Genomic DNA, 19,221 nt, shown 5'->3' with positions numbered 1-19,221 from the left:
TCCGGTGCGTGGAGACATTGACGCACGGGCAGGTGCTGGCCCGCTTCGGCCACGCCCTGTCGGATCCGACCCGCGCGCGGCTGCTGCTCGCCCTGCGCGAGGCGCCCGTCTACCCGGCCGAGCTCGCCGACCTGCTCGGCGTCACCCGGCAGAACCTGTCCAACCACCTGGCCTGCCTGCGCGGCTGCGGCCTGGTCGTGGCAGTCCCCGAAGGCCGCCGCACCCGCTACGAGCTGGCCGACAACCGGCTGCATCACGCCCTCGGCGACCTGCTCGGCCTCGTGCTCGCCGTGGACCCCGCCGCTTGCGCTGACTCCGAGGCCAAAGGCTGCTGCTGATGGAGCTGCTCCAGATCCAGTCGTCGCCGCGGCGTGCGTTGCTCGCCCGAAGGGTGCGGCTGCTGGTGGCCGCGACCATCGCCTACAACGTCGTCGAGGCGGTCATCGCCATCAGCGCCGGCGCCGCGGCGTCGTCGACCGCGCTGATCGGCTTCGGGCTCGACTCCGTGATCGAGGTGTCCTCAGCGGCGGCGGTCGCCTGGCAGTTCGCCGGGCGTGATCCGGAAGCCCGGGAGAAGACCGCGCTGCGGATCATCGCCTTCTCGTTCTTCGCGCTCGCCGCCTACGTCAGCGTCGAATCGGTACGGGCACTGGCCACCGGCAGCGCCGCCGAGCACTCGCGGGTCGGGCTCGTGCTGGCCGCGGTGTCGTTGCTGGTCATGCCCGCACTGTCCTATGCCCAGCGCCGGGCCGGGCGCGAACTCGGCTCCCGCAGTGCGGTCGCCGACTCGAAGCAGACGCTGCTGTGCACGTACCTGTCCGGGGTGGTGCTGGTCGGTCTGGGTTTGAACAGCATCTTCGGGTGGACCTGGGCCGACCCGGTCGCCGCCCTGGTCATCGCCGCGGTCGCCGTGCGTGAGGGACGGACCGCCTGGCGCGGCGATCACTGCTGCTGAGCTGCTGGTCGGCAGGTTGGACAAAGTGCCTTCCTGGGCGGCGCGCGCGAGCGATGATACGAGCATCATGCGAGCCACTCAGATCGCTCCCACCGGGGTCGAGCGGACCTTCGGCGAGGACGAGATCATCGTGACGAAGACCGATCCGCGCGGCGTGCTCACGTACGCGAATCCGGTCTTCCTGCGGCTGTCCGCTCTCACCGAGGACGAGGCCATCGGGCAGCCGCACAGCATCATCCGGCATCCCGACATGCCGCGGGCGGTCTTCAAACTGCTGTGGGACACGCTGAAAAGCGGTCAGGAGCTGTTCGCCTATGTGGTCAACCTCGCCGCGGACGGCGCCCATTACTGGGTGCTGGCCCACGTGACGCCGTCCTTCGACCAGCACGACCGGCTGGTCGGCTACCACTCCAGCCGGCGCAAACCCGAGCCGGCCGCCGTCGCCACGGCCTCCGCGCTCTACGCCAAGCTGGTTGCCGAGGAGAGGCGCCATTCCGGTACGCGGGAAGCGCTCGACGCGTCCTGGGCGATGATGCACGGCATGCTCGACGAGCGTGGTCAGACCTATGACCAGTTCGTCTGGGAGCTCACGAACGGCTCAGCCGCGTGAAGGCCGTGAATCCGGGCGGCAACGACGACGTCCTGCGGCTGATCGCGGAGACCTGCCGCGAGGCCGCGGCCGGCAACTTCGAGGTACGCCTGCCCGTGCTGGGCGACTCCCCGGACGCCCAGGCCGCCCGTGACGAGCTCAACGCGCTGCTCGACATCACCGACGCCTTCGTCCGCGAGTCCGGTGCGGCGCTCGGCGCTGCCGCCGAGGGCCGCTACCACCGGCGGTTCCTGACCCGGGGCATGCGGGGCTCGTTCCGCAAGGCGGCCGCGCAGATCTCGAACTCCGGTGAGCAGATGAGTGTGGCCGCCGGGCGGGTCGCCGAGGCCGCCAGCGCGCGGGTGGCGCTGGCCGACGAACTCGAGTCGGCCGTGCTGACCGTCTCCGAGCAGGTGGCCACGGCCGCGACCGAGATGGGTGCGTCGGCCAACGGGCTCGCCGACTTCGCCCGTGAGGCCGTCGCCGAGGCCGAGCGCGGGCTGCAGACCGTCACGTCGCTGCGGACCGCCTCCAGTCAGATCCGGCACGCGGTCGACCTGATCAACCAGGTGGCGTCGCAGACCCGGCTGCTGGCCCTGAACGCGACCATCGAGGCCGCCCGGGCCGGTGATGCGGGCCGCGGCTTCAGCGTGGTGGCCGGTGAGGTCAAGACCCTGGCCAACGAGACGAGCTCGTCCAGTGAGGAGATTCTCGGCCAGGTCAACACGGTGCAGGCCGCCGCGGCCGACGCGGTCAGTGTGCTCGAGACCGTGACCAACAGCATCCGCGAGATGAGCGGCCTGGTGCAGGGCATCGCCACCGCCGTGGACACCGGCGACCACTCCGGTACGGCGGGGCTGTCCCAGCTCGCCGAGGTGCTGCGCGGCGAGGTGCACCGGTTCGTGTCCACGGCACGCCAGGTCTGAGGTTTCTGACCGCTAGGCTGCGACGCATGGCGGACGACGGCGTCCCGGAGTCGATCACCAGCGTGGTGCAGCAGGTCATCGCGGCGATCCCGGCCGGTTGCACGTGGATGCTGCCGGTCACCGGTGACGACGGTGCGGTGACCGACTTCCGGATCGCCGCGACCAGCGAGCGGGTCCGCGACATCTACGACCGCGGCACGCAGCGCCTGCAATCGCTGCTCAGCGAGCTCTATCCCAGCATGGTCGGTGGCCCGCTCTGGCGGATGTACCTGCGGGTGCTCGACAGCGGCGAGCCCGAACAGTTCGCCGATTTCCAGTACGAGGAGAAGTCCGCCGGCGTGGTCGCCCATTCGCGGTTCGCCATCGACGTGCACCGGGTGCTCGGCGGACTACTGGTGTGGTGGCAGCGCTCGGACGAGTACCAGCGCCGGCTGGAGAACACCGAGCTGCTCGGTAACCTCGGCTGGTCGGAGTACGACGTGGTCACCGGGCGCACCGACTGGTCGCCGGGGACGTACCGCATCTTCGGCCGCGATCCGGCGCTGGGCCCGATGTCGCGCACCGAGCAGGCCGCCGCCATGCTGGCCGAGGACCGCGGGATCGCCGAGACCGCCTGGCAGACGCTCGACAGCGGCGCCACCTCGGATGTCACCGTGCGGTTCCGGGTCGGCGCGGCGGTCAAGCACGTGCGCATCCTGTCCGACCTCGCCCGTGACGCCGCGGGTGCGCCCGTCAAGATCTACGCCGTGGTGCAGGACGTCACCGCGCGCGAGGATTCCCGCACCGCCATCGAGCGCCTCGGTGACCAGCTGCGCACCCGGGAGATGACGGCGCTGGCCGAGCACCGGCTCGCCCTGCAACTGCAGAACATGATTCAGCCCGTACCCTCGGAGCCTTTTGGTCTCAACGGTCTGCGCGCGATGGTGGGCTATCTGCCCGCCGAGCGGGCCCTGCGGGTGGGCGGCGACTGGTATCACGCCCAGACCCTCGACGACGGCCAGGCGGTGCTCGTGGTCGGTGACGTCGCCGGGCACGGCCTGGACGCGGCCAGCGGCATGGCCCACCTGCGGTTCGCGCTGGTCGCCTGGCTCTCCATCGGCATCCGCGACCCGGGAACGCTGCTCGGACACCTCAACCGGCTCTGCTCGCAGCTGGCTCTGACGGGTACGGCCGTGGTGGCCCGCTACGACCCCTGCTCGCGCGAGCTGACCTGGGCGCGCGGCGGGCACATGCCGCCGCTGCTCGCCCGCTCGGGCACCGCGGTGGAGCTGCGCCGGCCGCCGGGTCTGCTGCTCGGCGCCGACAATGACGCCTGTTATTCCGTCGCTGTGGAGCTGCTGCAGGCCGACGACCTGGTGCTGTTCTACACCGACGGGCTGGTCGAACGCCGCGCCGGCAGCGCCGATGAGCGGATGGCGCAGGTCACGGCGGCCCTCTGCCAGGAGTCGGCGGCGCCGGATGCCGACTGCCTGTCGCGGCTGCGCGGGGTTCTGCACACCGCGAGCCCCGATGACGACACCTGCACGCTGGCGATCCACGTCGATCCTTAGCTTTTTTCGCCCGGTGTCGGATACAGGCCCGGCCGTTCGTGGAACAGGTGAAAGGCGGTCGGTGGTGGCCGCCCAGGACAAGGGAGTGACGGGATGGCCCGGTACCTGATCTCGTTCGATGACGGCGCGATGGACCACATCCCCGACGGGGACTGGGCCGAGGTGGGCAAGACCTCGCACGCCGTGATCGAGGAAGCCGTGACGGCCGGCGTGTGGGTGTTCAGCGGCGGGCTCCAGCGGCAGCGGGCGAGCATCGTCGGCACGGACGGCGCGGTCACCGACGGCCCCTACCCGGAGACCAAGGAAGTCATCGGCGGGTTTGCGGTCGTCGACGTCGCCACCCGCGAGGAGGCGCTGGAGTGGGCCGCCAAGATCGCCGCCGGTTGCCGCTGCGCGCAGGAGGTCCGCGAGATCATGGACGACCCGGAGACCGACGACATGCTGCGCCGCATCGGCGGGCGGGGCTGACCCCCACGACGACCTGCCGGGGACCGGGTGACACCCGGTCCCCGAGCACGGGCATCAGGATCGAAGGGTACGCAGGCCGGTGCGGATCTCGCTGACCAGGATCTCGGGCTGTTCCAAAGCGGCGAAGTGCCCGCCCCTGTCGGCCTCGCCGTAGTGCACGAGGTCGCTGTAGGTGTCCTCGATCCAGCTTCGCGGCAGCAGCGGGATGTCCCGGGGGAAGACGGTCACCGCAACGGGAAGCGTCAGCTTCGGGCCGGCGAAGCTGCCCGACCTGTTCTCCCAGTAGATGCGGCCCGACGACGCCCCGCTGTTGGTGAACCAGTAGAGCGATATCGCGTCGAGCATGTCGTCGATGCCCAGGGCGTCCTCGGCCAGCCCCTGGTTGTCGGTCTTGGACTGGAACTTCTCGTAGATCCAGGCGGCCTGACCGACGGGAGAGTCCGCCAGAGCGAACCCGACGGTCTCCGGCTTGGTGCCCTGAAGATGGTTCGATCCCCCCAGATCGCCGGTGTAGAGCGCGAGGGTCTCCACGGCGTGGCGCTCTTCGGGCGACAAGGTGTCGGGGATCTGGGCGGGAAACGCGAACGGGGTGTTCAGGTGGATGCCGAGCAGCCCTTCGGGTTGCATGGCGCCGAGGGCGGTGGTGACCACGGCACCCCAGTCGCCGCCGTGCGCGGCCCACCTCGTGTAGCCCAGACGCTTCATCAGTTCCGCCCACGCGCCGGCGATGCGCGGTGCACTCCACCCGGTCTGCGTGGGCTTCTGGGAGAACCCGAACCCGGGCAGCGACGGGACGACGACGTCGAAGGAATCGGCGGCGTCTCCCCCGAACGACACCGGATCGGTCAGCGGGCCGATCATCTTCATGAAGTCGGCGATCGAGCTCGGCCATCCGTGCGTGAGGATCAGCGGCACCGCGCCGGGATTGCTGGACCTGACGTGGATGAAGTGGATGTCCAGCCCGTCGATCTCGGTGAGGAACTGGGGACAGCTGTTGAGCGCGGACTCGAAGCGCCGCCAGTCGTATTGGTGCTCCCAGTGCTCGACCAGAGATCTGACGTTGTCCACGCGTACCCCTTGGGACCAGTCGCCCACGGTCTGCGGGTCCGGCCATCGGGTCCTGGACAGTCGCTGCTTCAGATCGTCGATCTCCGCATCCGGGATCGAGACGGTGAACGGGCGGACGAGAGCCGAGGTCATTGTTCTGCTCCTGAGCTTCGAAGGTACCTATTCACCGACGGCGGTCGCAGCGACGCGGGGTGCGCGAGACTCCGCCCGGCCACGCAGCAGGGCAATGGCGACGGCGAACTGCCAGATGACGATGGTGTAGACGGAGCCGCGCTCGATCGCCCCCGAGGGCAGGCCGGCGTCGAAGGTGAGGAAGAGGGCGACCACGGCAACCAGGCCGAATGCTCCCAGGACGATGCTGACCAGACCGATCAGCCGCGTCTCGGGCGCCTTTCGCCAGTGCAGCCCCAGCACGAGGGCCAGCACGTTCCCGCCGACGATCGCCAGCGTCGCGCCGGTGAAGTGCAGGGCCAGCGTGCCGTTCTGCTGCGCCTGCAGAGAGCCGTGGAAGGTTCCGACCAGGATGTAGCCGATCATGGTCACGATCCCCGTCACGGCGGTGAAGGTACGGGGCCGCCCGCTGAGCGTCCGCGACAGCAGCACCGCGGCGAGCCCGAAGAGCAGGCCCTGAACGATGAATCCGGAGTTCATGACGACGTGCAGCGGGGAGTCGAGTTCGCGGCCCTGGAACACCCCGGCCGTCGCGGAGCCGAGGTCGCTGATCCAGTTGTCGGCGTAGCTGTAGCTGGGCGTTTTCCATGCCGCGGCCGCGATCGCTTCGGCGGCGAGATAGATCACGGGACCAATGAGGAAGGTGGCAGCGGCGAGGGGGCGGATCTTGGTCATGGACGTGTCCCATTTCCGTCTGGCGGTTCTAGGGGAGGCGGATGTGTGGTCCCAGTGGGGCCAGTCGTCGTTCGAACCAGAGGTGGGCCAGGACAATGAGCGCCAGGCAGGCTACGAGCGTTCGGCCGGCGGCGGCGGTCGCGAGCAGGCCCAGCAGCAGCGGTGCCACGATGCCGGTGGTGATCCGCGAGATGGTCCTCGGCCGGTCGGAGCTGTGGCTGGCGACTCCGGTGACGACACCGAGGGTGAAGTAGGCCGCAACAGCTCCGCACAGCAGCCAGCGAGCCTGGTCCGGCAGCGGGTCGGAGCCGTGCTCGACCACCAGGGAGAGCGGCACGGCGATGGTGGCGACGACGCCGGTGACCAGGCAGTGCAGGCCGAGGGCGGCGCGGCTGGGGATGCGGCCGGCGCGCAGGTGCGGCAGACCCGCGTGTCCGAAGACCACGGACAGGCCGAACATGCCGGCCAGCAGGATGAAGGACGCGAGTGCGGCGGCCAGCACACCGAGGTCGAAGTGCGTCTCGCCGGCGGCGGCGACGATCTGCACGACCGATTCGCCCAGCACGATGATGACGAAGAGTCCCAGCCGCTCGGCGAGGTGGACCGGATCGACCGACACCCCGTGGATGACCGGCCCCGAGCCGTCGGAACGGCCTCGTGACCGGCGCCGCGTACGTTCCGGCGCGGCGAGGTACGCCTGGACACGCTGGAGCATCCTGCTGCCGGACAGGACCACGATCAGCAGCAGGTCGAGGCCCACGCCGACGGCCCAGAGCACGAGCTTCCAGTGTTCGTCGACCCACAGCGACGCCAGCCAGGGCAGCAGTCCGGCCGAATACTGCACCACCGGGAAGTCCAGCAGCACGGCGCCGCGTTGCCACGACCTGGCCCCGTAGACACGCGTGGCGATGTAGGCGATGGCGAAGACGTTGAGCGGAAGGGAGTCACCGTCGTGGTCGAGCACGGTGTGCGCCACGCCCGGCACGGACGCGGCCATGACCCCGAGACCGAACATGCCGACCATCAGCCGTAACACGCGGGTCTGACCGGCGGCCACGTTGCCGTACAGCATGAACGTCGTCCAGGACAGCCACAACGCCAGGAACATCAGTGCGTAGAGACCGAGCGCCGCGGCGTCCAGGTCGGGCCCGAGCACGTGCGCCAGGGCGGCCACGCCGGCCACCGCCACGAGGTCGAAGAAGAGCTCGGCCCAGCTGGCGTGCCGCTCGGTCCTGGCCTCGGTCGGCTCGTCGTCGATGTTCACCATCAGCGGCCGCTCGTTGCCGGTGTCGCGGTGCTCGCGGGGGTGACGCTGATGCCGGACGTGGCCGCGACGTGCAGGCCGTGGTCGAGAAAGTTGATCATCCAGGTGAAGCTGTCGTCGACGGATGCGTCGTACCGGAAACCGCCGGCTGCTTGCTGGGTCGAGAACCCGTGCAGGGCGCTGCGGAGCATCCGCACAGCGTGAATCTCCTGACTGGAGTCGAGGTGGTAGCCGCGCAGCATGGCCGCCCAGGAGGCGACGACCCGGTTGATGGCGGGGATGAGCGGGTCGTCGGGTCCGGTCGGGCGGGCAGCATCGGCGGCCGCGTACCGGCCGGGGTGTTCCTGAACGTAGGCCCGCATCGCCTGCGCACCGGCGGCGAGGGCATCGCTGCCGGCCCGGCCCTGGATGGCGTCGCGAATGGCGTCGGCGAACTCGGCCATGGACACGATGGCGATGCGGTGAGCCAGATCGGCCTGGCTGGTGACGTGTTTGTAGAGCGCCGGAGTCTTGACCCCGAGCCGTTCCGCGAGCAGGCCCATGCTGAATTTCTCGAAGCCGACCTCGTCGATCAGGGCGGCGCCGGCCTCGGTGACCGACTGCGGGGTCAGCCGGGCCCTAGGCATTCGCCAGGGTCTTGCCGAGGAAGGGCCGGGCCAGCGCGAGGACCTGATCCGGTGTCTGCACGTGGGCGTAGTGACCGGCACCCTCGATGACAACGAGTTCACCGAGACCCCGGGGCAGATCGGCGAGGATCTTCTCGCCCTCGGCGCGGGGGTCGGCCCAGTCGGGGTCGAGGCTGCCCTCGATGACCAGCACCGGGCAGGTGACATTGGCCAGCTGCGCGCCGGCGTCGGTCGGGCTGGTCTTGCACATGGCCTGCAGAACCTTCATCCGGCCGGGCTCGCTCAGCTTCGCCTCGATACGCGCCAGTTCGGCGTCCCAGTCGGCGGGCTTGACCGGGTACGCCGCGTCGAGGTACTTCTTCCAGCTCGACAGACTTCCCCGGACCATGACCTGCGCCATCTGCGTGTACCCGCTGCGGAAACGCTTGACCCGCACCAGCCCGCCGAAGTCGAACGGTTGCACCCGGGTGAACGGCGCCAGCTCGATGACGCCGTTGATCAGATCCGGTGCGGTTGCAGCCGCGATGGTCGCCGCGCCCCCGCTGATCGACTGCCCGATGATCACGGCGGGGCCGCCGAGGTGGCGCACGACGGCGACGAGGTCACCCGCGATGTCGGTGCGGCTGTAGCCGTCCCAGCCCAGGCCGGAGTCGCCGCAGCCGCGAATGTCCACGTTGGCGACCCGGTACCCGGCGTCGACCAGGGCCGGAGCGAGGAACCGGTAGGAGTGCCGGCTGTCGCCGATGCCGTGCGCCAGGACAACGAGCGGGCCCTGGCCGGACACCTCGTAGGCGAGGGTGTTACCGGCAATGCTCAAGTTCTCGGTCATGACGACTCCACAGGCTTGGTTAACGGCGCTATCTGTAAGTTAATGGCGTTAACCAGCTACGTCAAGCGATCATCGTCGACGTCTCTCCCTGGCCGACAGCCATCAAGGGCCCGCCACACTCACGGCGGCAGCGGAGTCCTCGCCGGTTCAGAACGTTCCGGTCGGCGCGTTAGGCTCGCGGCATGATCGAGCAGCCTCCGCGCGTGATCGAGGAGTTGGTGGAGGCGGCATCCGGCGACAGCGACGCGGCCGAGAAGTTGGCCGACATCGCGAACGCCGATCCGGGACGGCTGACTCCGCACCTGGACCGGTTGCTCGACCTCGACGTGCTGTGGCCTCCCACGTTGTACCGGGCGGCCGACACCGACCTGGTGCGCCGAGTCGTCGTGCGGGTCGACGGTGGGGAGACCCCCGGCGATCTCAACCACCTACTCCTCGTTCTGGCCCACAGTGGTCACCCACTGGCCGAGGCGGCGATGCGCCGTTGGGAGGCACAACCGCCCGCCGGCGCCGCCGAGTTGCACGTCGGACCGCTCGCGTACGCACCCGAGGGCGGTTGGACGGTCTCGCCGGACGGCAGCCGTCGACAGTTGTGCGGCGACACCGCGTACGAATGGCTCATGCGCGACGCGCCGCAGCGCATCGATGCCCCCGCTTGCCCGTGGTGCGCCTCGCCGCTGTGGATCGCTGCTGATGTCGATACCGCTGAGGCAGCCGCCGGCGCCGCGTTGGCGCACACCGGCTGGTCCGGGCGGCTGGTGATCGAGACTTGCCACTTCTGCGCTTGCTACACGACGCTGTACAGCCAGGTCACGCCGGAAGGTGGCAGCACCTGGTGGACCGGCAACACCCGCCCGTCGTATCTCGGCGACGACGGTGAGCCGGAACAGCCACCGACGCCATTGCCCATCATCGGGCCGGCCCGGCAGAGCCCGTTTCAGGCGAGCGCCTGGAACAGTGGCGGTTCCACGCTCGGCGGTCGTCCCGAGTGGATCCAGGACGCTGAGCATCCCGGCTGTCCCGGCTGCGGACAGGTGATGGACTACGTCGGGCTGCTCGGCGGCCGAGACCTGGACGAGTTCGGCGAGGGTGCCTACTACCTGCATCTGCACCGGCCGTGCGCGTTCGCCGCGGTGAACTACCAGCAGAGCTGACCAGGGACCGGCGGCGCGGGAGCGTTCGGATCCGTCACCAGGTCACCGCTTCACGGCGAGGATCTGCAGCGCTTCCGCCGAGTTGGCGTTCATCGTCTCGACGGTGATCTGCCGGGTGGTGTCGATGTCGAACCCGTCGAGCAGCAGGCTCCGCAGCCAGTCGGCGGTGTGGTGCCGGCAGATCGCGCCGTCGCCGGTCTCGAAGACGCCGTACGTTCCGTAGGTTTCGGCATGCCGTTGGTACCGAGCCCGGTTGCGCTGATCGGTCTGCAGAAGCAGGTCGCTGACATAGAGCAGCCCACCTGGCCTGAGCACCCGGGCGAGCTCGGTGACGAGCTGCTGCTGTCCCGCGTCCGTCGGAATGCACGTCAGAACGGCGAAGAGAAGCACCGCGTCGACGCCGGCGCCGGGTAGGGCAGTGCAGGTGGGTTCGGCAGCACTCGGAAGCTGAGCGCAGGATGACTTCGACGGGCCCTGTCGACCAGGCGGGCGGACGTGTCGACGCCTTCGGCGCCGGTGAAGCCCTGTTGCCGCGCCAGCCCGGTGATCCGCCCGTAGCCGCAGCCGTAGTCGACGATCCGGGCCGTCGACGGCAACCGCGCCAACCAGCCGAAATCGATCGGATGGGTGAACGTCTTCGCCGCCCCGGCGGTGTCCCAGAAATGCCGCTGATTGTCCAGCTCCGACATGAGCTACACGCGCGCCTTGAGGGCGATGTTGTCGATGGCGGCGTCCGCGATGCGGTTCAGCCTCGTGGCGTCGACTCCCGCCTTGGCCAGCGCCTCGATGCCGCGATGTGTGGTGACGATCAGCCCGCCGAGCACCTCGGCGTCGGCGGCCGGATCCACATCACCGGCGCGCTGCGCCTGCTCGATGAGCCGGCGGCAGCTGTCGAGCAACATTTCGAAGGTCGCGAGCGACCGGGCCGCCACGGCCTCGTTCTCCCACGACAGCTCAGCGGTGGCCTTGGCCAGCAGACAGCCGAGCCGGTCCATGGGGCCCTCCGGCATCCGCAGCCAGGAGCGCAGGCGGTCGAGCGCCTCGTCCTCCGGGCCTTCGAGCCGGGCCACGGCGTCCTGGTCGGCTCCCGCGCAGTAATCCTCCAGCACCCGTTGGAAGAGGGCGTCCTTGTCACCGAACGCGCCGTAGAGGCTGCCCTTGCTCAGACCCGTCGCGCGGGACAGGTCATCGACCGAGGTGCCGTGGAAGCCGGTTTCGTTGAACACCCGGCGCGCCGCCGCCAGCACCTCGTCCTCGTCGAACTTGCGTGGTCGCCCCATTCCTCAACGGTACGCCGTTCCGAAAGTTCTGGACGTTCGTTCCAGAACCTGTATATTGGACCGTATGTTCAAAACTCTTGCTGCACCAGACGCCACCGAGTTCGCCGGTAAACGGGCGGTCGTCACGGGAGGCTCACGCGGGATCGGCGCAGCCATCGTGCAGCGGCTGCTCGACGGCGGCGCGACCGTCGTGACCACGGCGCGTAAAGCCACCGACGAGACCCCGAAGGCCGCCACCTTCCTCGACGGCGACATCAGTACGCTCGCCGGCGTGCAGGCCTTCGCTGCGGCCGCGCTCGGCGAACTCGGCGGCGTCGACATCGTGGTCAACAACGCGGGTGCGGCCCGCGCCCACCTCGGGGGCATCGCCTCCATCACCGACGAGGAATGGCTCGACGCCCTCGACCTCAACTACCTCTCCGCCGTCCGGCTCAACAACGCACTGCTGCCGGCACTGCGCGAGGCGGGCGCGGGCGCGGGCGGCGTGATCGTCAACATCTCCACGGTCGCGGCGCTGCTGCCCACGGGGCCGCTGGCGCACTACGGGGCCGCCAAGGCCGCGCTCAACGCGTACGGCAAGGCGCTGGCGTCCGAGCTCGCGCCCGCCGGCATCCGCGTCACCACGATCGTCCCCGGCAACATCGAATCCCCGGGCGGCGACGCGATCCGCCAGAACTTCGCCGACGCGATGGGCGTCTCACTCGCCGACATCGCGGCGAGCGTCCCACTCGGCCGTCCCGGTGACCCCCGCGACATCGCCGAGGCCGTCGCCTACTTCGCCTCCGACCGCGCCCAGTGGGTCACCGGAGCAACCCTGGTCGTCGACGGCGGCGAGGTTCCGGTCATCTAGTGGGTCCGGCGCTCCGTCTTTGGCGTCAACACCGACGTGTCCGTCAAATGACGTACGCGACGCGGACCTGACCCTCCCTAGCGTCGGAGGGGTGAAGAAATCCGTTCGATTCACCGTGCTGGGTCCCGTGCGCGCCTGGCGCGGTGAGCAGGAGCTGAGTCTCGGAACTCCGCAGTCCCGTTCCCTGCTCGCCCTGCTTCTGGCGCACGGCGGCGAGGTGGTGAGCCTGCCGCACATCGTCGACGCGATGTGGGGGACGGAGCCGCCGCGGACCGCGGTGAACTCGGTGCACCGCAACGTCGGTCTCCTGCGCCGGCTGATCGAACCCGGTCTGACGGTGCGGGAGCCGGGCGGCTGGCTGATCCACTCGGCCGGTGGCTACCGCCTCGACGTCGGTCCGGACAGCCTCGACCTGCTGCACTTCCGGGAACTGGTCGAGAAGGCCCGGGCCGGCGACGAACCCGGCCTCTACCTGGAGGCCCTCAACCTCTGGCAGGGCGTGGTCGCCGACGGCATCGACCCGGCCACCCGGGCCGACACCGTCTTCACCCGCCTGGACCAGGAATTGACAGCTGTCGCCCGCGAGGCCGCCGACGTGGCGCTGGCCGCCGGGGAGGCCGACCGGCTGCGCCGACCGGTCAGCCTGGCCGCCGACCGGGCCCCCTTCGACGAACCGCTGCACGCCCGGCTGATCCGGCTGTGCGCGGGCAGCGGCCAGCGGGCCGGCGCGCTCACGGTCTACGAACGACTGCGCCGGCGCCTCGCCGACGAACTGGGCATCATGCCGGGCCCGGAGGTGACGGCGGCCCGCGACGCGGTGCTGCACCCGCGTCTGGCTTGCCCACACTTTGCCCACTGCGCCGCGTCTACGGTCCCCGAAGACGCTCGATCCCACGCTGGAGGCATCCCGCTGTGACCACACCCGTCATCTTCATTCATGGCCTCTGGCTGCACGCTTCGTCGTGGCAGCCGTGGGTCGACCTGTTCACCGAGCGCGGCTACGACGCCTCGGCCCCCGGCTGGCCCGGCGACGCCGAAACCGTCGAGCAGACCCGGGCCGACCCGGAGGCGCTGGCCGGCCGCGGCATCGACGACGTCGTCGAGCACTACGCCGCCATCTTCGCGACCCTGCACGCCAAGCCGATCGTGATCGGTCACTCGTTCGGGGGCATGATCGCGCAGAAGCTGCTCGGCCTCGACCTGGCCGCGGCCGCCGTTGCGATCGACGCCGCCCAGATCAAGGGCGTGCTGCCGTTGCCGCTGTCCACGCTGCGGTCCGGCTTCCCGGTGCTGAGCAACCCGGCGAACTCCGGCCGGGCGGTGTCGCTAACCCCCGAGCAGTTCCGGTACGCCTTCGGCAACGCCATCTCCGAGCAGGAGTCCCGCGAGCTGTTCGACCGCTTCTCGATCCCGGCGCCGGGCAAGCCGCTGTTCGAGGCGGCCGCCGCCAACTTCAACCCCCACTCGCCGGCAAAGGTGGAGACCGGCAACGAGTCTCGCGGCCCGCTGCTGCTGATGGCAGGCGGCAAGGACCACACCGTGCCGGAGAACGTGGTGCGCGCCACCCTCAAGCAGTACCGCCACTCACATGCGGTCACCGACATCGTCGACTTCCCGGACCGGGCGCACTCGCTGACCATCGACGCCGGTTGGCGTGAGGTAGCGGAGACGGCCCTCACCTGGCTGAAGGAGCAGAACCTGTGAAAAAACTGGCGCTCACCGCCGTACTGGCAATGGTGGCCTTCCTGATTCCTGGGGCCGCTCTCGCGCACGGCCGCGGGACCGAGAGGCTGCCCGCCGGTTTCACCGAGCAGAAGGTTCGCGTCGGATCGGTCGGCATCAACTATGTGCGCGGTGGTCACGGCCCCGTGCTGGTGCTGGTGCACGGCTATCCCGAGACCTGGTACGAGTGGCACGAGATCATGCCGGCGCTGGCCCGGCACTACACGGTCATCGCGCCCGACCTGCGCGGCGCCGGCAAGAGCGACGCCCCGGCGGGCGGTTACGACAAGAAGACGATGGCCGCCGACATTCACGGCCTGCTCGTGCGGCTCGGCCTCAACTCAGACATCCGGATCGTGGGCCACGACATCGGGACGATGGTGGCGTACGCCTACGCCGCCGCCCATCCGGGCGAGGTCCGCAAGCTGGTCCTGAGCGAAGCGCCGATCCCGGACCAGGACATCTACTCCTTCCCGGCCCTCTCCGCCGCCGGGCCCGGCCCCTGGCAATTCGGCTTCTTCCTGCTGCGCAACGGGATGCCCGAGCAGACCGTCGACGGCCGCGAGGAGCAGTGGGTGCACAACTTCACCGACCACCTCGAGGTGGTCAAGGACGGTGTCGGCCCGGACGACGAGAAGGTGTTCGCCAGGTACCTCGAGGATGACGCCCACCTGCGCGCCAGCTTCGAGTGGTTCCGCGCGTTCCCCACCGACATCGCCGACAACAAGATCTACCGCAAGACGAAGCTGCCGATGCCCGTGCTGGCCTTCGGCGCCGACCACAGTCTGCAGCGGTTCTCCGAGACCCAGGTGCCCAAGTACGCCACCAACAGCACGTTCGCCGAGATCAAGAACTCCGGGCACTGGATCTACGAGGAACACCCGGAAGAGATGACCCAGCGGCTGCTTTCGTTCTTGAGGTAGGGGCCGTCATGGATCTTCAATTGTCCGGTAAAACGGTTGTCGTCACCGGGGCGAGCCGGGGAATCGGGCTGGCCATCGTCCGCGCCTTCGCCGAGGAGGGCGCCACGGTGGTGGCCGGTTCGCGCACCACCACCCCGGAACTCGCTGCCATTCCCGGCGTACGCCCGGTCAACGCCGATCTCACGACCGCCGACGGCGCCGTTTCGCTGATCTCGTCGCTTCCGGACGGCGGGCTGGACGTGCTCGTCAACAACGTCGGCGGCGTTCACCCACGCCTGGGCGGGTTCGCCTCGGTCACCGACGACGAGTGGCTTTCCGCCTTCACGATCAACTTCCTGTCCGCCGTACGGGTGACCCGCGCCGCCCTTCCGAAACTGCTCGAAGCCGGCGGTTCGATCGTCACCATTTGTTCGGTCAACGCGTCACTGCCCGACCCGCTCGTGATCGACTACGGGGCGAGCAAAGCGGCTCTGCTCAACTTCTCGAAAGCGCTGTCGAAGGAGGTCGGCCCGCGCGGCGTACGGGTCAACACGATCAGTCCCGGCCCGGTCGCCACCGACCTGTGGCTCGGCGCCGGCGGGGTCGCCGAGACCGTCGGCGGCGCCCACGATCTGGCCCCTGAAGAGGTCGCCAGGAACGCCGTCAGCGGCACCGCCACCGGCCGTTTCACCCAGCCCGACGAGGTCGCCGACCTGGTGCTGCTGCTGGCAAGCGTGCGCGCCGGCAACGTCACGGGTGCCGACTTTCTCGTCGACGGTGGACTGACGACCAGCCTGTAACCCGCCTACTCCGACCGCAAGGCCTCGGCCAGACCCGCCCGCGACCGCACTCCGACCTTCGGGAAGATGCGGTACAAGTGGGTGCTGACCGTCCGGGGCGACACGTACAGCTGGCGGGCGATCTCCTGATTGCTCAGTCCTCGCGCCGCCAGCTGCGCGATCTGCAGCTCCTGGGCGGTCAGCCGGCCGGTGCGGTCCTCGGCCCGGTTGACGGTCTCGCCGGTCGCCCGCAGCTCGCGCCGGGTCCGCTCCGCCCACGGCGTCACACCGAGAGCGGTCAGGGTCTGCCAGGCCGCCCGCAGGATCGGCCGGGCATCGGCGGGCCGGCGCTGACGGCGCAGCTCCTCACCCAGGGCCAGCTGGATGCGGGCCCGCTCGAACGGCCACGACGCGAGGTCGGACTTGAGCGCGTCCCGCAGGGTCTGCTCCGGATCGGCGGCGAGCAGCGCGGTCGCGTAGCGCAGATTGACGGTCAGCACCGGCAGCGGCGCCGACGCAGCCAATATCCGGCACTCCGCGACGATCGGCGCCAGCTCCGGCAGCCGCTCGGCCAGGCGGGCGGCCTCGGCGAGGTGCGCGAGCTCCGACAACCGGACGTACGGGTGGAAGGCCTCGTCCTGCGGATCGAAGATGCGCCGCAGATGCTCGAACGCGTCCACGGGTTTGCCGGCTGCGAGCATGGCGACACCACGCACCGCCGTGAGCACCGAACGGAACGGGTGGCGGCCGCCCGAATGCAGCTGCCGCTCGGCCTCGTCGGCGTTCGCGATCGCCGCAGCGGTGTTGCCCCGCAGTGCCTCGGCCAGACCGACGCAGAGCTGCGCGCTGATCGCTCCGACAAAATCGCCGAACTCCAGCGCGAGCCGCTGCGCCTCCTCACCGGCCACCACCGCGAGCCGCACCTCACCGGTGTGCGCCGCGACCCACGCTTGCGCCTTCAACCCGAACAGCACCGCGCTGAAGTTGCCGTTGAATCGCGCGCCGGCGATGGAGTCGGTCAGCAGCAACGCCGCCGACGGATGGTCCCCCACCGCGGTCGCCGCCTCAGCCAGCTCGAACAGCCGGTCGGGATGGCTGGGCGGCGACTGCATCTTCTCCGCCAGCCGATCGACGACCGTCGCCGCCCGCTCGAGGGGTGCGTTGAGCGCGAGCACCCGGATCAGGCGGGTGTCGCCGGCCGGGACCCTCAGCCGTTCGGCGAGCGCGGCAATCCCGGCCCGGCGGTCCGGTGGCGGAGGTTCCCACCAATTGCGCATGGCCCACATCATGAGAGCATCCAGAGCGAGTTCGTCGTCGCCCTGCTCGATGATGCGCTCCACCACGCCGACCAACCGGGCGTGACGGGTCCCGCCGGACCATCCCTCGCCCAGGACGGCTTCGCGCATCCACAGGAGCCGGACCTGCTGGCTCTCGTCCAGCTCGTATCCGCCGATCGCGCGAACCAGGCCCTCGATGCGCTTGCGGTCCCCCCGTTTCATGGCCTCCATTCCCGCCCACATCAGCCGATCCACCCGGGAATGCAGATCCCCGGTCAGCTCGGCGGCGCGCTGCCAGGCTGCGATCGCGGTGTCGTGCGCGCCGCCACGACCGGCCCGCGCCGCCAGCTCGGCCATGCGCCGGCTCAGCTTCTCGTCGGTGCCGACGGTGGCAGCGGCGCTGTGCCAGGCGTGCCGATCGTCGTCGGGCGGGAGTACCCGCGCCAGTGCGGCGTGCGTGGCGAGCCGCTCGGCGACGGTCGCCGTCTGCTGGACCGCCGACCGGATGAGCGGATGCCGGAACCGTACGGTCACTCCGTCGGTGGTCAGCAGACCAGCCGCCAGCGCCGGTTGGAGGGTGTCGAGCGATGCCGTGGCCGCCGCGAGTACCTCGTCGAGCTGGTCGCTGTCGTCGACCGCCGCCATCAGGACGAGTTCGCGGGTCGGCGCCGGCAGCCCGGCCACCACCGTCGAGTAGGTCTGCTCGAGCCGCGCGGTCAGCGGCAGCGCGGCGGGCACGCCGGTGGGGTCCAGCCGCCCGGCGGAGGCCGACAGCTCGATCAGGCCCAGCGGGTTGCCGCCCGCCTCGGTCAGCACCACCCGCCGCAACGCCGGGGACAGGTCGGCGGCGACCCGGTCGAGCAGCGACTCGGCGGCCCCGTCCGGCAGCGGCCCGACCGGCACCTCGGCCAGCCCGGCGCCCGCCAGCCGGTCCTTGGCCTCGTCCCCGTCCCGCACCGCCACCAGCAGGCACAGCGGCTCGTCCTCGACGCGGCGTCCCAGGAAGGACAGCGCCTCCCAACTCTGCCTGTCGATCCACTGCGCGTCGTCCACGATCAGGCAGACGGGCTGCTCCGACCCGGCCGAACTGAGCAGCTCCAGCGCGCTGAGCCCGGCCGTGTGCGGCTCGCCGGCCGGCCCTTGCGCGGTGTGCGGCTCGCCGGCCCGCATTTTCCTGTGCAGCGGCTCCATCAGGTGCCGCAGGGCGGCGAACGGCAGGCGCCCCTCGGCCTGCACCCCGGTCACCGACAGCACCCGCATCCGCCGCTCCCGGGCCAGGTCGCCGCCGGCCCGCAGCAACGCGCTCTTGCCCATGCCCGCCGGGCCGCGCAGAACCAGCGCCCCGCCCGCCGATCCGGCGGCCCGCGACACCACCTCCGCGATCCGCTCCAGCTCGTCGTCCCGTCCCACCAGCACTTCGGCCACAACTTCCCTCACCGGGTCTGGAGACGGACACACCATCACCGCCAGGCGTCGCTCACGGCCCGGGCCCCGAACGCCGTCGCCGACGGTCGCCGCCCACGATAACGATCAGGACCGGTCCTCGCCTCGCCGTCGGCATCACCAGCGTCATCGCCCGGCTCGCCGCCGGCGGCCACGTCCCGCGCGAGCAGACGATCCACCTCGGACCCGGCTGCTGCCCGTACGGTCATCGGGTCATGAGGCGGCCCATGAGGGTCTTGGACCACGGGTGGTAGCGCGTGTTCTGGAACGCCACGACGGTCCAGGACTCCCCCGCCTGCCGCAGCACCGTCGTGTTGGTCGACAGGCGTTTACCCGAGGGAACGGTCCGGCTCTTCTGCCATCGCATGATGATGCCCGCGCGCTGCACGACGATTGCCGTGGCGGGGTCGGGGAAGTGCACCGTACGGTCGACGACGGCGAGCCGGGAGCCTCGCATGATGCCGTCGAAGAGCGGGCGATGACCTGCGGCGATCTCCGTTCGGCCGGTCATCACCGTGCCGTCGAAGGCCACATAGGTCGCGTCGTCGGCGTGCAGGGCGGCGTAGGCGTCGGCGTCGCCCGCACCCCATCGGGCCTCCAGCTCGGTCAGCGTGTCGAGGACGGCGGCGATGGCGGTCATACGATCCCCCTGATTTACTTAGCTGCATCGTAGTAATTACTACGCTGAAGCTA

Annotated in this window: 22 protein-coding genes; 12 read left to right on the top strand and 10 right to left on the bottom strand. The window is 70.2% G+C overall.

The annotated features are described in order from the left end of the window. Window positions 1–8: 8 nt before the first annotated feature. The 6 genes from AFR_RS12135 to AFR_RS12110 all read left to right on the top strand — a co-directional run bounded on the left by AFR_RS12135 (window position 9) and on the right by AFR_RS12110 (window position 4,488). Complete coding sequence (locus AFR_RS12135; RefSeq protein ID WP_041840807.1) at window positions 9–338, top strand: ArsR/SmtB family transcription factor; 330 nt, start codon at window positions 9–11, stop codon at window positions 336–338. Next, entirely contained in the window at window positions 338–955 is a 618-nt protein-coding gene (locus AFR_RS12130; protein ID WP_023360752.1) for a cation efflux transmembrane domain-containing protein, read from the top strand. The genes AFR_RS12135 and AFR_RS12130 overlap by 1 nt, the downstream gene beginning before the upstream one ends. Window positions 956–1,022: 67 nt before the next feature. Beyond that, window positions 1,023–1,565 (top strand): PAS domain-containing protein, encoded by a 543-nt coding sequence (locus AFR_RS12125; protein WP_023360751.1) that lies wholly within the window; start codon window positions 1,023–1,025, stop codon window positions 1,563–1,565. Then, a complete protein-coding gene (locus tag AFR_RS48360) occupies window positions 1,562–2,470 on the top strand; it encodes a methyl-accepting chemotaxis protein (protein ID WP_023360750.1) in 909 nt (302 codons plus the stop codon). The genes AFR_RS12125 and AFR_RS48360 overlap by 4 nt, the downstream gene beginning before the upstream one ends. A 26-nt stretch (window positions 2,471–2,496) precedes the next feature. Then, entirely contained in the window at window positions 2,497–4,020 is a 1,524-nt protein-coding gene (locus AFR_RS12115) for a PP2C family protein-serine/threonine phosphatase (RefSeq protein ID WP_023360749.1), read from the top strand. 93 nt (window positions 4,021–4,113) lie between these two features. Further along, window positions 4,114–4,488 carry a YciI family protein gene (locus tag AFR_RS12110; protein ID WP_023360748.1) on the top strand — a complete coding sequence of 125 codons (375 nt, stop codon included), beginning with the start codon at window positions 4,114–4,116 and terminating at the stop codon, window positions 4,486–4,488. A gap of 54 nt (window positions 4,489–4,542) precedes the next feature. On the opposite strand, the gene AFR_RS12105 is transcribed toward AFR_RS12110, so the two are convergent. From AFR_RS12105 to AFR_RS12085, 5 genes are read right to left on the bottom strand one after another with little or no spacing between them, the layout of a single operon-like run. Further along, window positions 4,543–5,688 carry an epoxide hydrolase family protein gene (locus AFR_RS12105; protein WP_023360747.1) on the bottom strand — a complete coding sequence of 382 codons (1,146 nt, stop codon included), beginning with the start codon at window positions 5,686–5,688 and terminating at the stop codon, window positions 4,543–4,545. Between the two features lie 27 nt (window positions 5,689–5,715). After that, window positions 5,716–6,402, bottom strand: coding sequence for a DUF998 domain-containing protein (locus AFR_RS12100; protein ID WP_023360746.1), 687 nt, complete (start codon window positions 6,400–6,402; stop codon window positions 5,716–5,718). A 28-nt stretch (window positions 6,403–6,430) separates the two neighbouring features. Continuing rightward, window positions 6,431–7,669 carry a low temperature requirement protein A gene (locus AFR_RS12095; RefSeq protein ID WP_023360745.1) on the bottom strand — a complete coding sequence of 413 codons (1,239 nt, stop codon included), beginning with the start codon at window positions 7,667–7,669 and terminating at the stop codon, window positions 6,431–6,433. Next, the gene (locus tag AFR_RS12090) at window positions 7,669–8,292 is read right to left on the bottom strand and encodes a TetR/AcrR family transcriptional regulator (RefSeq protein WP_023360744.1); all 624 of its coding nucleotides are present in this window, start codon (window positions 8,290–8,292) and stop codon (window positions 7,669–7,671) included. Before AFR_RS12090 ends, AFR_RS12095 begins: the two co-directional genes overlap by 1 nt. Further along, complete coding sequence (locus tag AFR_RS12085; RefSeq protein ID WP_023360743.1) at window positions 8,285–9,121, bottom strand: alpha/beta fold hydrolase; 837 nt, start codon at window positions 9,119–9,121, stop codon at window positions 8,285–8,287. The genes AFR_RS12090 and AFR_RS12085 overlap by 8 nt, the downstream gene beginning before the upstream one ends. Before the next feature lie 182 nt (window positions 9,122–9,303). On the opposite strand from AFR_RS12085, the gene AFR_RS12080 reads away from it, so the two are divergent. After that, complete coding sequence (locus AFR_RS12080) at window positions 9,304–10,275, top strand: hypothetical protein (protein ID WP_023360742.1); 972 nt, start codon at window positions 9,304–9,306, stop codon at window positions 10,273–10,275. A gap of 42 nt (window positions 10,276–10,317) precedes the next feature. Here the strand turns inward: AFR_RS12080 and AFR_RS47740 are convergent, their stop codons facing one another. From AFR_RS47740 to AFR_RS12070, 3 genes are read right to left on the bottom strand one after another with little or no spacing between them, the layout of a single operon-like run. Next, window positions 10,318–10,665, bottom strand: coding sequence for a class I SAM-dependent methyltransferase (locus AFR_RS47740; protein WP_238547267.1), 348 nt, complete (start codon window positions 10,663–10,665; stop codon window positions 10,318–10,320). Further along, entirely contained in the window at window positions 10,644–10,964 is a 321-nt protein-coding gene (locus tag AFR_RS47735; protein ID WP_238547266.1) for a class I SAM-dependent methyltransferase, read from the bottom strand. Before AFR_RS47735 ends, AFR_RS47740 begins: the two co-directional genes overlap by 22 nt. Window positions 10,965–10,967: 3 nt before the next feature. After that, window positions 10,968–11,555 carry a TetR/AcrR family transcriptional regulator gene (locus tag AFR_RS12070; RefSeq protein WP_023360741.1) on the bottom strand — a complete coding sequence of 196 codons (588 nt, stop codon included), beginning with the start codon at window positions 11,553–11,555 and terminating at the stop codon, window positions 10,968–10,970. A gap of 64 nt (window positions 11,556–11,619) precedes the next feature. Between AFR_RS12070 and AFR_RS12065 the strand changes: the two genes are divergently transcribed. From AFR_RS12065 to AFR_RS12045, 5 genes are all read left to right on the top strand, one after another. Next, window positions 11,620–12,405: an SDR family oxidoreductase gene (locus AFR_RS12065; protein ID WP_023360740.1), complete on the top strand. Its 786-nt coding sequence runs from the start codon at window positions 11,620–11,622 to the stop codon at window positions 12,403–12,405. A 91-nt stretch (window positions 12,406–12,496) separates the two neighbouring features. Next, complete coding sequence (locus tag AFR_RS12060; protein ID WP_158510526.1) at window positions 12,497–13,321, top strand: AfsR/SARP family transcriptional regulator; 825 nt, start codon at window positions 12,497–12,499, stop codon at window positions 13,319–13,321. Further along, complete coding sequence (locus AFR_RS12055; RefSeq protein WP_023360738.1) at window positions 13,318–14,109, top strand: alpha/beta hydrolase; 792 nt, start codon at window positions 13,318–13,320, stop codon at window positions 14,107–14,109. Before AFR_RS12060 ends, AFR_RS12055 begins: the two co-directional genes overlap by 4 nt. Next, window positions 14,106–15,050 (top strand): alpha/beta fold hydrolase, encoded by a 945-nt coding sequence (locus tag AFR_RS12050; protein WP_023360737.1) that lies wholly within the window; start codon window positions 14,106–14,108, stop codon window positions 15,048–15,050. The genes AFR_RS12055 and AFR_RS12050 overlap by 4 nt, the downstream gene beginning before the upstream one ends. 8 nt (window positions 15,051–15,058) lie before the next feature. Beyond that, window positions 15,059–15,829, top strand: coding sequence for an SDR family NAD(P)-dependent oxidoreductase (locus AFR_RS12045; RefSeq protein WP_041840806.1), 771 nt, complete (start codon window positions 15,059–15,061; stop codon window positions 15,827–15,829). Between the two features lie 5 nt (window positions 15,830–15,834). Here the strand turns inward: AFR_RS12045 and AFR_RS12040 are convergent, their stop codons facing one another. Both AFR_RS12040 and AFR_RS12035 read right to left on the bottom strand, forming a co-directional pair. After that, window positions 15,835–18,522: a helix-turn-helix transcriptional regulator gene (locus AFR_RS12040; RefSeq protein WP_238547265.1), complete on the bottom strand. Its 2,688-nt coding sequence runs from the start codon at window positions 18,520–18,522 to the stop codon at window positions 15,835–15,837. A gap of 211 nt (window positions 18,523–18,733) precedes the next feature. Continuing rightward, the gene (locus AFR_RS12035; protein WP_023360734.1) at window positions 18,734–19,168 is read right to left on the bottom strand and encodes an SgcJ/EcaC family oxidoreductase; all 435 of its coding nucleotides are present in this window, start codon (window positions 19,166–19,168) and stop codon (window positions 18,734–18,736) included. Window positions 19,169–19,221 lie beyond the last annotated feature (53 nt).

This window comes from Amorphoplanes friuliensis DSM 7358 (assembly GCF_000494755.1).
GTDB classification, from domain to species: Bacteria; Actinomycetota; Actinomycetes; order Mycobacteriales; family Micromonosporaceae; genus Actinoplanes; species Actinoplanes friuliensis.
The sequence above is the reverse complement of the archived record's forward strand: the minus strand, read 5'-3'. Positions and strand labels throughout refer to the sequence as shown.

Coding starts and splice junctions, on each gene's coding strand:
- AFR_RS12130 (WP_023360752.1), top strand. CDS start 338: ATGGAGCTGCTCCAGATCCAGTCGTCGCCGCGGCGTGCGTTGCTCGCC.
- AFR_RS12125 (WP_023360751.1), top strand. CDS start 1,023: ATGCGAGCCACTCAGATCGCTCCCACCGGGGTCGAGCGGACCTTCGGC.
- AFR_RS12115 (WP_023360749.1), top strand. CDS start 2,497: ATGGCGGACGACGGCGTCCCGGAGTCGATCACCAGCGTGGTGCAGCAG.
- AFR_RS12110 (WP_023360748.1), top strand. CDS start 4,114: ATGGCCCGGTACCTGATCTCGTTCGATGACGGCGCGATGGACCACATC.
- AFR_RS12105 (WP_023360747.1), bottom strand. CDS start 5,688: ATGACCTCGGCTCTCGTCCGCCCGTTCACCGTCTCGATCCCGGATGCG.
- AFR_RS12100 (WP_023360746.1), bottom strand. CDS start 6,402: ATGACCAAGATCCGCCCCCTCGCCGCTGCCACCTTCCTCATTGGTCCC.
- AFR_RS12095 (WP_023360745.1), bottom strand. CDS start 7,669: ATGGTGAACATCGACGACGAGCCGACCGAGGCCAGGACCGAGCGGCAC.
- AFR_RS12090 (WP_023360744.1), bottom strand. CDS start 8,292: ATGCCTAGGGCCCGGCTGACCCCGCAGTCGGTCACCGAGGCCGGCGCC.
- AFR_RS12085 (WP_023360743.1), bottom strand. CDS start 9,121: ATGACCGAGAACTTGAGCATTGCCGGTAACACCCTCGCCTACGAGGTG.
- AFR_RS12080 (WP_023360742.1), top strand. CDS start 9,304: ATGATCGAGCAGCCTCCGCGCGTGATCGAGGAGTTGGTGGAGGCGGCA.
- AFR_RS47735 (WP_238547266.1), bottom strand. CDS start 10,964: ATGTCGGAGCTGGACAATCAGCGGCATTTCTGGGACACCGCCGGGGCG.
- AFR_RS12070 (WP_023360741.1), bottom strand. CDS start 11,555: ATGGGGCGACCACGCAAGTTCGACGAGGACGAGGTGCTGGCGGCGGCG.
- AFR_RS12065 (WP_023360740.1), top strand. CDS start 11,620: ATGTTCAAAACTCTTGCTGCACCAGACGCCACCGAGTTCGCCGGTAAA.
- AFR_RS12045 (WP_041840806.1), top strand. CDS start 15,059: ATGGATCTTCAATTGTCCGGTAAAACGGTTGTCGTCACCGGGGCGAGC.
- AFR_RS12035 (WP_023360734.1), bottom strand. CDS start 19,168: ATGACCGCCATCGCCGCCGTCCTCGACACGCTGACCGAGCTGGAGGCC.